Origin of the sequence: Chryseobacterium sp. ERMR1:04 (assembly GCF_001297705.1) — a bacterium.
In the GTDB taxonomy this organism is placed as follows: domain Bacteria; phylum Bacteroidota; class Bacteroidia; order Flavobacteriales; family Weeksellaceae; genus Chryseobacterium.
In genome coordinates this window covers 364,025-376,915 of sequence record NZ_LIRF01000008.1, presented here as the reverse complement: position 1 = coordinate 376,915, position 12,891 = coordinate 364,025, and the positions used below count along the sequence as shown (strand labels likewise).

The following is a 12,891-nucleotide window of genomic DNA, read 5'->3' as shown; positions in this document are numbered from 1 at the left end:
AAAATCTTTATTTTTGTCACTTACACAAACACAATGAATGAATTACTAAGAGTTTTTAAAACATTTTTAGCCTACCTTAAACGTCCGGATCTCTATCCTGAACTTGGTAGAAAAATCGTGAAAAACACTATTAATAGAGGAAATGCCTTTAAAGGCAAAGAGAAAACAAACTCTTGGGCAGCCTCTAAATCAATTTCTCAAAGAGAAGCAATTTCCCAGCTTTTTGAAATTGATATGAATTCTTTTAAAGATGATTTTAAAGAAATTTTAAAAAAATCTGAAGAAAGAGAAATCTCTTGCCCCATTAAAATGGGGGGTGCCGGTGCAATGGAGTTAATCTATTTTGCATGTGAATTTACAAAGGCACAAAATGTCATAGAAACCGGAGTTGCTTACGGCTGGTCTTCTTTGGCTGCATTGCTTTCCCTTCAAAAAATAGATGGAACTTTGTATAGTTCTGATATGCCTTATTTAGCACAAGATGGCGACCAGTATGTAGGGGTTGTAGTTCCTGATGATCTTAAAAAATATTGGAAATTATTCCGTTTTGCGGATAAGGAATCTCTACCTAAAATCTTTAATCAAAATTCTTCTTTTGATGTTGTACATTATGATTCAGACAAGAGTTATAACGGAAGAATGTGGGCTTATGAAGAATTGTATAAACATCTTAGAAAAGGAGGAATCTTTATAAGTGATGATATAGGCGATAATTCTGCTTATCAGGATTTTTGTGAAAAAAATGATATAAATACAGTGGTAGTGGAGTTTGAAGGAAAATATATTGGTATGTTTGTAAAGTAATTTTTATTTTAAATAAAGTTTATGCTTTTTAATTCTATTGCCTTTTTAATTTTTCTTCCGATTGTTTTTATACTATACTGGCGTGTATGTAATAAAAACTATAAATACCAGAATATCCTTTTGCTGGCGGCCAGCTTTTATTTTTATGGCTGTTGGGATTGGCGGTTTCTTTTCCTTCTGATATTTTCTATCGGACTGGATTATTTTTCAGGTATTCAAATTGAAAACAGTAAAACAAAAAGAGAAGCTACTTTTTGGCTGACATTGAGTATCGCAATTAATCTTGGCTTTTTAGGCTTTTTTAAATACTACAATTTCTTCATAGAAAATTTTGCAGAACTCTTGCATTCGTTTGGCTTTGGCGTAAACATGTGGGTATTAAAAGTTATTCTACCGGTTGGTATTTCTTTCTACACATTCCATGGGTTATCTTATGTGATAGATGTTTATAAGAAAAGAATTCCGGCAGAAAGAAACTATGTAGATTATGCAGTATTTGTAAGTTATTTTCCTTTGTTGGTGGCTGGGCCTATTGAAAGAGCAACCCATCTTCTTCCTCAAATTCAGAGAAAAAGAACTTTTGATTACGAAAAAGCAAAAGACGGAATGGCTCAGATTCTCTGGGGATTTTTCAAGAAAATGGTAATTGCAGATAACTGTGCGCCTATTGTTAATGAAATTTTCACAAACTACCATACAGAAAGTGCCAGTAACTTAGTATTAGGAGCTGTACTTTTTGCCTTCCAGATTTATGGAGACTTTTCAGGATATTCAGATATTGCCTTAGGAACATCCAGATTGTTTGGTCTTGAATTACTTAAAAACTTTTCATTCCCTTATTTTTCAAGAGATATTGCCGAATTCTGGAGGAGATGGCATATTTCACTTTCATCTTGGTTTAGAGATTACCTGTATATTCCTTTAGGGGGAAGTAAAGGCGGATTGTGGATGAAAATTAGAAATACCTTTATTATTTTCCTGGTCAGCGGGTTCTGGCATGGCGCCAACTGGACGTTTATTATTTGGGGCGGATTGAATGCTTTATTCTTTCTTCCTTTATTAATTGCTGAAAAAAACAGACATAACCTGGAAGTTGTGGCAATGGGAAAAATTATTCCTTCGTTCAGAGAAGTATTGAGTATTTTAATGACGTTTACGCTGACTTGTTTTGCGTGGATATTTTTCCGTTCAGAAAGTGTTTCTGATGCTATCGGATATATTAAAAGGATCTTTAGCGAAAGTCTGTTTTCATTCCCGACAGAGTTTAGATTAGTTCTGTCTGGATTGATTCTTTTTATGCTTGTGATAGAATGGTGGAATAGAACGCAGGATTATGGATTAAAAATTCAAGATAAAAAGCCGTGGTTACAAAGTATTATTTATATTTTAGTCGCATTTTTGATATTGAATTTTGCCAACTTTGGCAGTAATGAATTTATTTATTTTCAATTTTAAATGAAGAAGTTTTTCTCAAGATTAGCATTATTTATAGCCGTAGTATTTATTATAGGCTTGGTGAAGCTGGCCCTTAGCCCGAATACAAATTATTCATATCCGTATCTAAATGCAAAGCTGGAGTTTCTGGAAAAGCATCCGGAATACAATATGTATTTCATTGGAAGCTCTAAAATCAATAATCAGGTTGATTGTAAAATTATCGATCAGAATATTGCAGGGGTAAAATCATATAATTTAGGAGCCAATGCAGGTTTTGATCTAGAAAGTTATCAAACTTTAGATTATATTTTAAGCAATCCTAATTTCAAACCTAAGTATATCATCGTTGAATTGCAGGATAAAATAAAGGTTACCAAAATCAATATTAAAACAGAAAGAAGTTTCGGATCTTTCAATTATGCAAATACGGCTTTTGCTATAAATTACCATCTAGAGAATAAAGATTATAAACAGATAGGGTTGACATTGGCGTCTTTTGTTTTAAATGTTTTTCACTTTAATAAATATTCTGATGAAAGATCTATTCAAAAAACACAGAATAGTTTTATAGATAAGAATCAAGGCTTTTCTGCATTAGAATTTAGTTCGGTTCCAAGAACTGACGAAAATAAACTTAAAAGTGTAATTAAAGAAAGGCTTGAACGTTATCATGCAGATCAAAATAAATACACACCAAATCAAGCTTTGGTGAAGAGAATTAATGAGTTTTCAGAAAAGTGTAAGAAAAAAAACATTCAATTGATACTCTATATTCCAGGCCCAGCAGAGCCGGATGCAAAAAAACTGGAAGTATATCAAAACGCGTTCAACGTACCTGTTGTAAGTCTTGTAAATCCGGATGCATATCCTGAGTTTTATCAATATGAAAATAGATGGGATTATGGGCATCTTAATGAAAAGGGATCTAAAATTCTTTCAGAAAAAACGGCTCCTCTTTTAGAAAAAGTTTTAGATAAGAAATAATCAAATATTACATTTAATTAAAGCTTAAACAGAGGTTTGTAAATAAATGATATTAATTGTATTTTGCAAACCGCAAATGAAACCTATGATGAAAACGTTTACACAGCTAAAGAAAAATTTAAATAAAAAAGAAGAAGGGCTAAAAAAAATAAAAGTGGCGTTGTTGGGAGATACTGCAACCCAGTTTTTAAATGTAGCTCTAAAAGGTACTGCTATTGATGAAGGCTTTGACTTAGAGGTTTTTGAAGCAGATTTTGGTCAGATTTCCCGTCAGATCTTAGATCCTACTTCAGAATATTATGAGTTTAATGCTGATTATACGATCATCTTTGAATCTTCACATAAATTACTCTCTCAATATTATAAATCATACAATTCTCAGTTGAATTTTGCTCAGGATAAAATCAATTATATAGAAGAATTATACACTACCATTCAAAACCGCACAAAAAGCAAAGTTATTTATTGCAATTTTACAGGTATTGATAATCAGATTTTTGGGAATTTTGCTCATAAAGTTGAATCTTCTTTTGTTTTTCAGCTTAATAAATTGAATTATTTACTTTCTGCACAATTAGCCATAGGACAGAATAATCTTTTTATCGCAGATTTGCTTTCTATTCAAAATAAATGGGGAAGAAACTTTATGTTTTCTCCCAATATTTATGTGAATACGGAGATGGTGTTGTCTTTAGATGTACTGCCCATTGTATCCCATCATATCGTTAGTATTTTATCTTCTGTAGAAGGTAAGTTCAAGAAGTGTTTGATCTTAGATCTGGATAATACAACATGGGGAGGAATTATTGGTGATGATGGTCTTGAAAAAATACAGATTGGTAGTTTAGGAATCGGCAAAGCTTTTACAGAACTTCAATATTGGGCTAAAGCGTTGCAGAAGAGAGGTATTATTCTAGCGGTCTGCAGTAAAAATGATGAAGATAAAGCGAAAGAGCCTTTTGAAAAACATCCTGATATGGTTCTTAAATTAGACGATATTGCTGTGTTTGTAGCCAATTGGGAGAATAAAGCAGATAATATCAGGAAAATTCAGAGTATATTAAATATTGGGTTCGATTCTATGGTTTTCCTGGATGACAATCCTTTTGAAAGAAACATTGTCAGAGAAAATCTTCCTGACGTTTGTGTTCCGGAATTACCCGAAGATCCTGCAGAATATTTAGAATATTTATATGGTTTAAATCTTTTTGAAACCGCAAGCTTCTCTGAAAATGATGCTGAGAGAACGAAGCAATATCAGGTTGAGGCAGAAAGAGCCATTGCGTTGGATAGTTTTACCAATGTAGAAGATTTTCTTAAAAGTATGAAGATGGTTTCTGATGTTCAGGCATTTAATAACTTTTCAAAACCTAGGGTTTCTCAATTAACACAACGCTCTAATCAATTTAATTTAAGAACGGTAAGATATACTGAACAAGACGTTGAAAGCCTTATGAATTCGGAGGATCACCATACCATGTCTTTTACTTTGGTAGATAAATATGGTGACAACGGATTGATTTGTGTGATTGTCCTGGAAAAGAAAGATGCAGAAACACTTTTCATTGAAACATGGCTGATGAGCTGCCGAGTGTTGAAAAGAGGAATGGAGGAGTTTACGCTTAACACAATCGTTGAGACAGCAAAAAAGAATGGTTTTAAATATGTTGTAGGCGAATATCTTCCAACAGCAAAAAACCAAATGGTGAAGGATCATTACCAAAGGTTAGGGTTTATAGAAAATGAAGGAAAATGGGTCTTGAATATTGATCGCTATGAGCCAAAAGAAGTTTTTATAAGCACTAAATAAAATATGGAAATTGAACACTTAATCGAAAGCATTGCGACTAAAAATGCCATTCATGGTAAAAAGTTGCAAAAGAATTTTTCTTCTTTAAAGGAAGAAGAACATTATATTAATGACTATAATGTTTTCATCAATAAATATAAAGATATTCTTGAAAAGAACAGTCTTACATTTGATGACTCCATCAACTATTATCTTAAAATGATTGGAGATTTTAATGAAGAAATGCTTGATTTTATAAGAACAGGAAAATATAGGAATACTTCATTTGACGCCGTAAATAAAGCAATGTATAATAATCCTGATGTCATGGTTTCTCATATGCACGGATTATTGCTTTCTCAGTTTCTTTGGAAACATCATTATGATGTGTATCAATATTTCAAAAATGGGATTCAACACTATTTACCTATACAATCTTATCTTGAAATAGGAGCTGGTCATGGCTTGTATTTTGAAGCCGCAATGGAAAAAATTGGTAATGATTGTACTTTTGAAGCATTGGATATTAGTGAGTCTTCTCTTGAGCTTACAAAAAGTTTAATCAAAAGTGACAAGGTGATCTATCATCTTAAAAATGTATTTGATTATAATGATGATGATGAAAAGAAAGATTTCATAACAATGGGAGAGGTGCTAGAGCATGTGGAAGATCCTTTAGCGTTATTAAAGAAAATCAAAAACCTTATAAAACCAGAAGGAACTATTTTTATTACAACTCCTACCAATGCCCCTTCCATAGATCATATTTATCTATTTAACAATGTTCAGGAAATCAGAGATTTAATTAATGAGGCAGGACTGGAGATTGTAGATGAAAGGTATTTTGTAAGTGAAGATATAGATTTAGAAAAAGCAGAAAAAAGAAAGATTGCAACCATGTATGCATCGTTTTTAAAAATAAAAAAATAGTTAAACATTATGAATAAAGAAGAAATTTTAGCAAAACTATCAGAAATTTTCCGTGAAGAATTGGATAACGAAGATATTACCCTAACAGAAGAAACTACAGCAAATGATGTAGAAGAATGGGATTCACTTTCTCATATTCAACTTATTGTAGCAGTAGAAAAGGCTTTTAAAGTACGTTTCACTTCTTCAGAAATTCAAAGCTGGAACACAGTAGGTGAAATGGCAAGTTCTATTGCTTCAAAATTGTAATGAAATTTCATCACGTAGGAGTTGCCTGTAAGGATATACAGGCAGAACTCCAAAGCATAAGACAACTCCACAAAATCATAGAAGAAACGCCTGTTGTTTTCGATCCGAATCAGCAAGCAGAATTATGTATGATTACGGTAGAAGATGGATTGAATATCGAGCTTGTTTCAGGGAAACCGGTGGAGAATCTTTTGAAAAAAAGAATTTCATACTATCATATTTGCTATGAAGTGGATGATATTGATAAAACAATAGAAGATCTTACCGAAAAGGGAGGAATGCTAATCTCTCCACCTAAAGAAGCGATACTTTTCAATAACAGAAAAGTGGCTTTCTTAATGCTTTCTTATGGAATTGTTGAACTTTTAAATAGCAACTGATGCAGTTTACATCATTAGTATTTATCCTTTTTTTTTCGGTTGTTTTTGCCATATACTGGTGGGTTTTAGGGAAAAATCTTAAAGCTCAGAATATATTTTTATTATTGGCCAGCTATGTGTTTTATGCAAGCTGGGACTGGAGGTTTCTTATACTTTTGGTGGTAAGTTCAGCAATATGTTATTATTTGGGATTAAAAATTTCTGAAACTCAAGATCCGAAGAGAAAAAAGCTTTGGGTAAATTTGGGATTACTATTTTCTGTAGGAACATTATTTTATTTTAAATATTTCAATTTCTTTATTGAATCTTTTACAGATTTATTTGGAATTAAAAATGATTTGACTTTAAAAATAATTTTACCGCTGGGAATTAGTTTTTATACTTTCAGGATGATAAGTTATATTCTTGATATTAAGAATAATAAATTGAAAGCTGAAACAGATGCTCTAGCTTTTTTCAACTATATTTCTTTCTTTCCAAGTATGACTTCAGGTCCTATTGACAAAGGGGGACTATTGCTTCCTCAACTGAAAAAAGAAAGAGTTTTCACCGTTGAAAATGGATCTGATGCAGCAAGGCAGATTCTTTTGGGAGCATTCAAAAAGCTGGTTGTTTCTAATAGTATTTCACCTATTACTCAGAATATATTCCAGAACTACGAACATCTTTCAGGAAGTACAATTGCTTTTGGAGCAGTTCTTTTCCTATTCCAGATGTATGCCGATTTTTCAGGATATTCGGATATGGCCATTGGTATCGCAAAACTGTTAGGCTTTAAAACAACTAAAAACTTTGCTTTCCCTCTTTTTGCTCAAAATATTGCAGATTATTGGAGAAAATGGCATATTTCATTAACTTCTTGGTTAACAGAATATGTCTTTACCCCATTAGTAATACAATTCAGAGATTACGATAAAAAGGGATTAATGCTTGCCGTTTTTCTGAATTTTGTAATCATTGGTTTCTGGCATGGTGCCAACTGGACTTTCATTGTTTATGGAGCTTTGCAAGGACTGTATTATGTTCCTTTAGTGGTTAATAATCAGATTAATAAAAAGAAGAAACTATCTAAAACAATTCCTACATTTAAAGAACTTGGAAATATAGTGTATACCATGGCTTTGGTTTGTTTTGCACTGGTTCTTTTTGTTGCTCCGAGTTTAAAAGATGCTTTTGGCATGTATGGGAGAATTTTTAGTCTTTCACTTTTCTCGGTTCCACAGTTTATTAAAATTAAAATTTTAGGTTTAATTGCCATTGTCGTTTTAATTGACTGGATTAATAAAGAGCAGGAGCATGGTTTGGAAATCAGCAGATTTAAACCAATGGTAAGAAGAATTATTTATGTTTTCCTTATTTTTCTGATTATGTATTACGGCGTTTTTGGTAACGGAAGTTTCATCTATGAACAGTTCTAATGAAAAAGTTTTTATTTAAAATATCATTTTATATTATTGGTGTTATTGGCGTTATGCTGTTCTTAGGAACGTACGCAGATGGTAATACTGATGATAATTACAGACACTATACAGGCCCAAAACCTTCTGATATGATCTTGGGAGATTCTCGTGGCGGACAGGCTGTTATTCCCTATGTTCTGGATGAAAAACTAAAAGGAAGAAAGTTTAATAATTTTGCCCTTAATATTGGTGATTCTCCGTATGGACAAGTCTATCTTGAAGCAGTAAAGAGAAGAATGAATCCAGATACTAAAAATGGAATTTTCATTTTAACCGTTGATCCTTGGTGTTTATCATTAGAAAAAAGTTTAGAAAACGTAAAAGAAGATCCGGATAGATATTCTCCTCTGGCTGATATGCATTTTTATGATATGAGCCCCAACTATGAATACCTTTTAAAGCATTTTTCTGGAAGTTGGTTTAATATCTACAGAGATAGGGAAGAACTTTCAAAATCAGTAACTTTTTTGCATAAAAATGGATGGATGGAAGTTAATGTAAATATACATCCTGATAGTATTAAAGTAAGAGAAGCCAGAAAGATTGAAGGGTATACTGAGATGATGAAAGGTCAGAAAATTTCACAATACAGAATCAATGCTTTTCAAGATATGATTAAATATCTTAAAGAGAAAGGGACGGTGTATATTGTAAGAATTCCGGCATTCAAAGGCATGATGGAACTAGAAGATAAATACGCTCCTGATTTCAATAAGAGAATAGAAAATATAGCAAAACAAAATGGAGTGAAGTTTTTTAATTTGTCAACAAAACCTGAGGATTACATTTACACAGACGGAAACCACATGTATAAAGGATCTGGGAAGATCTTCACTGCTCAAATTGCCGACTCTATTATAGCGGATAAAAGAGGAAAGAAATAATTCTAAAATAGCCCTTTTCTAAAATTGATATTAAATAATCCCGAACGAATACTGGGATAATCTGTGATCATATATTTTGTAATCATTCCCCATTTCTTAAAACGAGGGGCAACAGCAATTTCAAAACTGCGATGCATTCTTTTGATATGAACTTTGGCGTCTTGGGGAACAGTTTCTTCATTTTCAGCCCATTTATTGATTTCTCTCCAAAGTAGAACCCTTGTGGTGGCAGGATTGATCTTGCCGGAATTTACTTGCGTGATTCTGTTGTCTTCATGAATGCCTCTCACGGCTACTGCTTTGTCTATAATGCCAGTATACAAATCGAGGTAGTAAGAGAGTCTTAATAAGAATTCGGTGTCCTGATGAAGCCTTAAATGCGTTTTAAAGAATGTACCCATCTTTTGTAATGATTCTCTTCTTATGGTAAGCGCATCCAGACTAAATTGTCCAAAAGATCCTCTCATATGGATCTGCCCTGGAAATACATCTTTAGGATGATGCTTTTTATAGACGGTTGTTAGTCGATCTCCATATAATTTATAATACTGTTCTTTTGATTTTTCAGAATAATAATGAACCCCAATGGCACCATAAACTCCTTCTACGTCTGGATTGTTAAAAAGCTCTTTTTCGGCATCAAATCTATTGGGTAAGTAGTAATCATCGGCATCCAGAAATGCTATAATATCTCCGGTTGCTTTTTCTAATCCCAAATTTCGGGTTGCTCCGGCTCCATGATTTCCTTTATCGGGATGTTGATAGAGTTTTACTCGGTCATATTTTTCAGCCAATTCCAAGCAGATTTGTAATGCATTGTCGGGCGACTTGTCTTCAATTAAAATCACTTCATATACTTCATCAAACTGTAAAGCAGATTCTACAGCCTGAGCAACATATTTCTCGGCGTTATAAACGGGAGTAATTACTGATATTTTCATTAAAACAGAATGTAAATTAAATAATGGTTGATCTAAAATTGATATTGTAAAGTCCCGATCTAATACTTCTATAATCAGTAATAAGGTATTTCCCAATCATTCCCCATTTTTTGAAAGTGGGAGCAATGGCAATCTCAAAACTACGAAGCATTCTTTGGATGTGAATTTTTACATCTTGGGGAACGCCTTCTTCATTTTCGGCCCATTTACTCAGTTCTCTCCACAATAAAACCCGCGTTGTTGCAGGATTTGTTTTCCCTGAATCTACTTTTGTTATTCTATTATCTTCATGAATACCTCTTAAGGCAATAGGTTGCTCATTGATTCCTGTAAAAAGCCTAAGATAGAAAGCGAGCCTTACGATAATTTCCGAATCCTGATGAAGACGGAGAGAGGTTTCAAACATTTTGCTCATTTTAGACAGAGCTGTTTTTCTAATGGTAAGAGCATCCAGATGAATCAATCCAAAAGTTCCGCGCAAATTAATTAATCCTAAATAAACATCTTCAGGATTTGTTTTTTTATATACAGTATCTAATTTATCTTTATAAATAGGGTAGTACTGTTCTCTTGCTTTTTCTGAATAATATTGTACTCCATTGGCTCCATACACCCCATCAACTTCTGGATTTTTGAAAAGTTCTCTTTCCGCATCAAATCTGTTGGGTAAGTAGTAATCATCGGCATCTAAAAATGCTACGAAATCGCCGGTTACTTTCTCTAATCCGAGATTTCTGGAAGCTCCGGCTCCGTGGTTACCTTTGTCGGGATGCTGGTATAATTTAATTTGAGAATATTTTTCAGCTAATTTCTGACAGACCTGCAGCGCATTGTCCGGAGATTTATCTTCAATTAAAATGATCTCATATACTTCCTCAAACTGTAGCGCTGATTCTACGGCTTGCGAAATGTATTTTTCAGCATTATAAACGGGAATGATTACGGATATTTTCATCGGTTGAGATAAGTGAAACGATATTGTGTTTTTACTATTTGGGGATTTTTAATAGCCTCTAAAAAGATACAAAAATATTTATTTAATCCTGTTTTTAAAGATAAGTCAAATGATCTATAGGTTAAATAAATTTTTCTTTTGCAATCTAGCGGTAATGGATTGGAGCTTGACCAATCATATAAAGACTTCCATAACAGGCATTGCCTCTTATTATATTGAGGGGAATATCTTATAATTTTTGTGATCCTGTTATTATCATGAACGCCTCTTATCGCAATGGCTTTATCTATAATTCCAGATTTTAAATAGCAATGATAAGCCAGTTTAGTAATAAAATCAGAATCCTGATGTACCCTAAGATTTTCGTTAAAGCGAAGATTATTTTTAACTAAAGCCGATTTTCTGATGGTAAGTGCGTTCAAATGAAAGAATGTTCCAAAAATGATAGGAGTCAAACCTAATAATCCTTTCAAAACAGTTTCACCTTCTGCTGGGAAATTAACGGTGGTTAAAGAGATGTTTTTAAATTTACTCTGAAATTCTTCTTTTCCTTTTTCGGTTAAATATTCTATTCCGATGGCTCCAAAAACACCTTCGATTTTTGCCTCTTTGAAAATTTCTTTTTCCGCCTCAAAACGATTGGGGAGATAATAATCATCTGCATCCAGAAAAGAGATGAATTCACAATTTGCTTTTTCAAGACCTAAATTTCTAGAAGCTCCGGCACCATGATTTCCTTTGTCAGCATGTTGATGTAAAGTAATTCTTGAATCTTTGATAATCAATTTCTGGCAAACCTCTAATGAATTATCGGTTGATTTATCCTCAATTAATACAATTTCCTGTACTTCATCAAACTGCAACGCAGAATCTACCGCTTTTTCTAAAAACTCTGCTGCATTGTAAACGGGTATAATTACTGAGATATTCATGCCTTGCTATATATTGCGTTTAATTTTTCACTAAAAATAATAGGGTCATGATTTTTTTTGATTCTTTCCAATGAATTTTTTGATTTTTCCAAGAGCTGTTCCGGATCTGCAAAAATATCTTCAAGAACATTTTCAAGCTGTACTTTCAATGTTTTTTTTAGTTCTTCTTTTTGTTCATTGGTATAGTAAAGTGCCTGTTTTAAACGATTTTGAGGAATATGAATCAACCAGCCACAATTTTTATTATTAATTTCCGGTAATGCTCTTATGTCTGTACTAATGACAGGAACTCCTGCCGCCTGCATTTCTAATACAGAAAATCCATAAGTATCGGACCAAGTGGGTAACAAACCAACGTGAGATTGCTTAATAAGCTCGATCACTTTTTCGTTAGGAATGTTTTCGAAAATTTCGATCCATTCTTCCTTTTTCAATAGCTCTTTAGTTTCCTGAGCTTCTTTTTCAGTTACCCTCGTTACATAATTATCTGTTTTAAAAGAAGAAACAATCGTAAGTTTGAAATTGTGTTTTTGTCTTAATTTTTTTAAAACCTCTACCATTTCCACTCCTCCTTTTAGATGAAATTGGGTTCCTACAAAAATAAGATTAAAAGTTTCTATGTTTTTGTAAACACTCTGAGAATCTCTCGGAATAACCTCCTGCGAAGGATGTATCACAGAAAGTTTATTGTTGATAATTTCCTGAAATTCAGGATAGTTTTTCAAAAGCTCCAACTGAATATTTGCAGAAGCTTGAGAAATTGAGATAATCCCTAAACAGTTCTTTCTGGAAATTTGCTTGAGCGCATTTTCTGTTTTTTTATTACGGGTATGTTGAGGTTCAGTTTTCTGATGATCATTTCTGGTTTCATGGAATCTGGGAACTAACGTTTCAAAAGAAGCTACCCATTTCTGAGAAGAATAATTAATATCATTGTAAAGATGAAGGATATCAATCTTTGGTTTTTGATAGAAAAAATACTTTCCTTCAATATTATCTCTTTTTCTGAACAAAATATTTTTCAAGGTAGATAATGAATGAAAAAAATTGTTGTTTTTTCGTAGAAATACATACTCAAATCCAGAAACTTTATTTAAAATATTTCTTTTAATGGGATAGTCATTTTGTGTCAGGCCTATTTTCATC

13 protein-coding genes are annotated in these 12,891 nt (G+C 32.8%); 9 read left to right on the top strand and 4 right to left on the bottom strand.

Going from position 1 to position 12,891, the window contains the following annotated elements:
- Positions 1-33: 33 nt before the first annotated feature.
- The 9 genes from AMQ68_RS18940 (at position 34) to AMQ68_RS18900 (ending at position 8,917) form a co-directional block, all read left to right on the top strand.
- A complete protein-coding gene (locus AMQ68_RS18940) occupies positions 34-804 on the top strand; it encodes an O-methyltransferase (protein ID WP_054512164.1) in 771 nt (256 codons plus the stop codon).
- Between the two features lie 21 nt (positions 805-825).
- Positions 826-2,259 (top strand): MBOAT family protein, encoded by a 1,434-nt coding sequence (locus AMQ68_RS18935; protein WP_054512163.1) that lies wholly within the window; start codon positions 826-828, stop codon positions 2,257-2,259.
- Complete coding sequence (locus AMQ68_RS18930; RefSeq protein ID WP_054512162.1) at positions 2,260-3,225, top strand: hypothetical protein; 966 nt, start codon at positions 2,260-2,262, stop codon at positions 3,223-3,225. It abuts the gene before it with no gap.
- A gap of 85 nt (positions 3,226-3,310) precedes the next feature.
- Complete coding sequence (locus AMQ68_RS18925) at positions 3,311-5,035, top strand: HAD family hydrolase (RefSeq protein ID WP_198408893.1); 1,725 nt, start codon at positions 3,311-3,313, stop codon at positions 5,033-5,035.
- A 3-nt stretch (positions 5,036-5,038) separates the two neighbouring features.
- Entirely contained in the window at positions 5,039-5,944 is a 906-nt protein-coding gene (locus AMQ68_RS18920; protein ID WP_054512161.1) for a bifunctional 2-polyprenyl-6-hydroxyphenol methylase/3-demethylubiquinol 3-O-methyltransferase UbiG, read from the top strand.
- A 9-nt stretch (positions 5,945-5,953) separates the two neighbouring features.
- Positions 5,954-6,193, top strand: a complete 240-nt coding sequence (locus AMQ68_RS18915) for an acyl carrier protein (RefSeq protein WP_054512160.1) — start codon at positions 5,954-5,956, stop codon at positions 6,191-6,193.
- Positions 6,193-6,573 carry a VOC family protein gene (locus AMQ68_RS18910; protein ID WP_054512159.1) on the top strand — a complete coding sequence of 127 codons (381 nt, stop codon included), beginning with the start codon at positions 6,193-6,195 and terminating at the stop codon, positions 6,571-6,573. Before AMQ68_RS18915 ends, AMQ68_RS18910 begins: the two co-directional genes overlap by 1 nt.
- Positions 6,573-7,991, top strand: coding sequence for an MBOAT family protein (locus AMQ68_RS18905; protein ID WP_054512158.1), 1,419 nt, complete (start codon positions 6,573-6,575; stop codon positions 7,989-7,991). Before AMQ68_RS18910 ends, AMQ68_RS18905 begins: the two co-directional genes overlap by 1 nt.
- Complete coding sequence (locus AMQ68_RS18900) at positions 7,991-8,917, top strand: hypothetical protein (RefSeq protein ID WP_123905737.1); 927 nt, start codon at positions 7,991-7,993, stop codon at positions 8,915-8,917. The genes AMQ68_RS18905 and AMQ68_RS18900 overlap by 1 nt, the downstream gene beginning before the upstream one ends.
- A 2-nt stretch (positions 8,918-8,919) precedes the next feature.
- Here the strand turns inward: AMQ68_RS18900 and AMQ68_RS18895 are convergent, their stop codons facing one another.
- The 4 genes from AMQ68_RS18895 to AMQ68_RS18880 are packed head-to-tail and all read right to left on the bottom strand — an operon-like array spanning position 8,920 to position 12,890.
- The gene (locus AMQ68_RS18895) at positions 8,920-9,858 is read right to left on the bottom strand and encodes a glycosyltransferase family 2 protein (RefSeq protein ID WP_054512157.1); all 939 of its coding nucleotides are present in this window, start codon (positions 9,856-9,858) and stop codon (positions 8,920-8,922) included.
- A 16-nt stretch (positions 9,859-9,874) separates the two neighbouring features.
- Positions 9,875-10,813, bottom strand: a complete 939-nt coding sequence (locus AMQ68_RS18890; RefSeq protein ID WP_054512156.1) for a glycosyltransferase family 2 protein — start codon at positions 10,811-10,813, stop codon at positions 9,875-9,877.
- On the bottom strand, positions 10,810-11,745 hold the full coding sequence (locus AMQ68_RS18885) for a glycosyltransferase family 2 protein (protein ID WP_054512155.1): 936 nt from the start codon (positions 11,743-11,745) through the stop codon (positions 10,810-10,812). Before AMQ68_RS18885 ends, AMQ68_RS18890 begins: the two co-directional genes overlap by 4 nt.
- Positions 11,742-12,890 carry a glycosyltransferase family 4 protein gene (locus AMQ68_RS18880; protein WP_054512154.1) on the bottom strand — a complete coding sequence of 383 codons (1,149 nt, stop codon included), beginning with the start codon at positions 12,888-12,890 and terminating at the stop codon, positions 11,742-11,744. The genes AMQ68_RS18885 and AMQ68_RS18880 overlap by 4 nt, the downstream gene beginning before the upstream one ends.
- Position 12,891 lies beyond the last annotated feature (1 nt).

Coding starts and splice junctions, on each gene's coding strand:
- AMQ68_RS18940 (WP_054512164.1), top strand. CDS start 34: ATGAATGAATTACTAAGAGTTTTTAAAACATTTTTAGCCTACCTTAAA.
- AMQ68_RS18935 (WP_054512163.1), top strand. CDS start 826: ATGCTTTTTAATTCTATTGCCTTTTTAATTTTTCTTCCGATTGTTTTT.
- AMQ68_RS18930 (WP_054512162.1), top strand. CDS start 2,260: ATGAAGAAGTTTTTCTCAAGATTAGCATTATTTATAGCCGTAGTATTT.
- AMQ68_RS18925 (WP_198408893.1), top strand. CDS start 3,311: ATGATGAAAACGTTTACACAGCTAAAGAAAAATTTAAATAAAAAAGAA.
- AMQ68_RS18920 (WP_054512161.1), top strand. CDS start 5,039: ATGGAAATTGAACACTTAATCGAAAGCATTGCGACTAAAAATGCCATT.
- AMQ68_RS18915 (WP_054512160.1), top strand. CDS start 5,954: ATGAATAAAGAAGAAATTTTAGCAAAACTATCAGAAATTTTCCGTGAA.
- AMQ68_RS18910 (WP_054512159.1), top strand. CDS start 6,193: ATGAAATTTCATCACGTAGGAGTTGCCTGTAAGGATATACAGGCAGAA.
- AMQ68_RS18905 (WP_054512158.1), top strand. CDS start 6,573: ATGCAGTTTACATCATTAGTATTTATCCTTTTTTTTTCGGTTGTTTTT.
- AMQ68_RS18900 (WP_123905737.1), top strand. CDS start 7,991: ATGAAAAAGTTTTTATTTAAAATATCATTTTATATTATTGGTGTTATT.
- AMQ68_RS18895 (WP_054512157.1), bottom strand. CDS start 9,858: ATGAAAATATCAGTAATTACTCCCGTTTATAACGCCGAGAAATATGTT.
- AMQ68_RS18890 (WP_054512156.1), bottom strand. CDS start 10,813: ATGAAAATATCCGTAATCATTCCCGTTTATAATGCTGAAAAATACATT.
- AMQ68_RS18885 (WP_054512155.1), bottom strand. CDS start 11,745: ATGAATATCTCAGTAATTATACCCGTTTACAATGCAGCAGAGTTTTTA.
- AMQ68_RS18880 (WP_054512154.1), bottom strand. CDS start 12,890: ATGAAAATAGGCCTGACACAAAATGACTATCCCATTAAAAGAAATATT.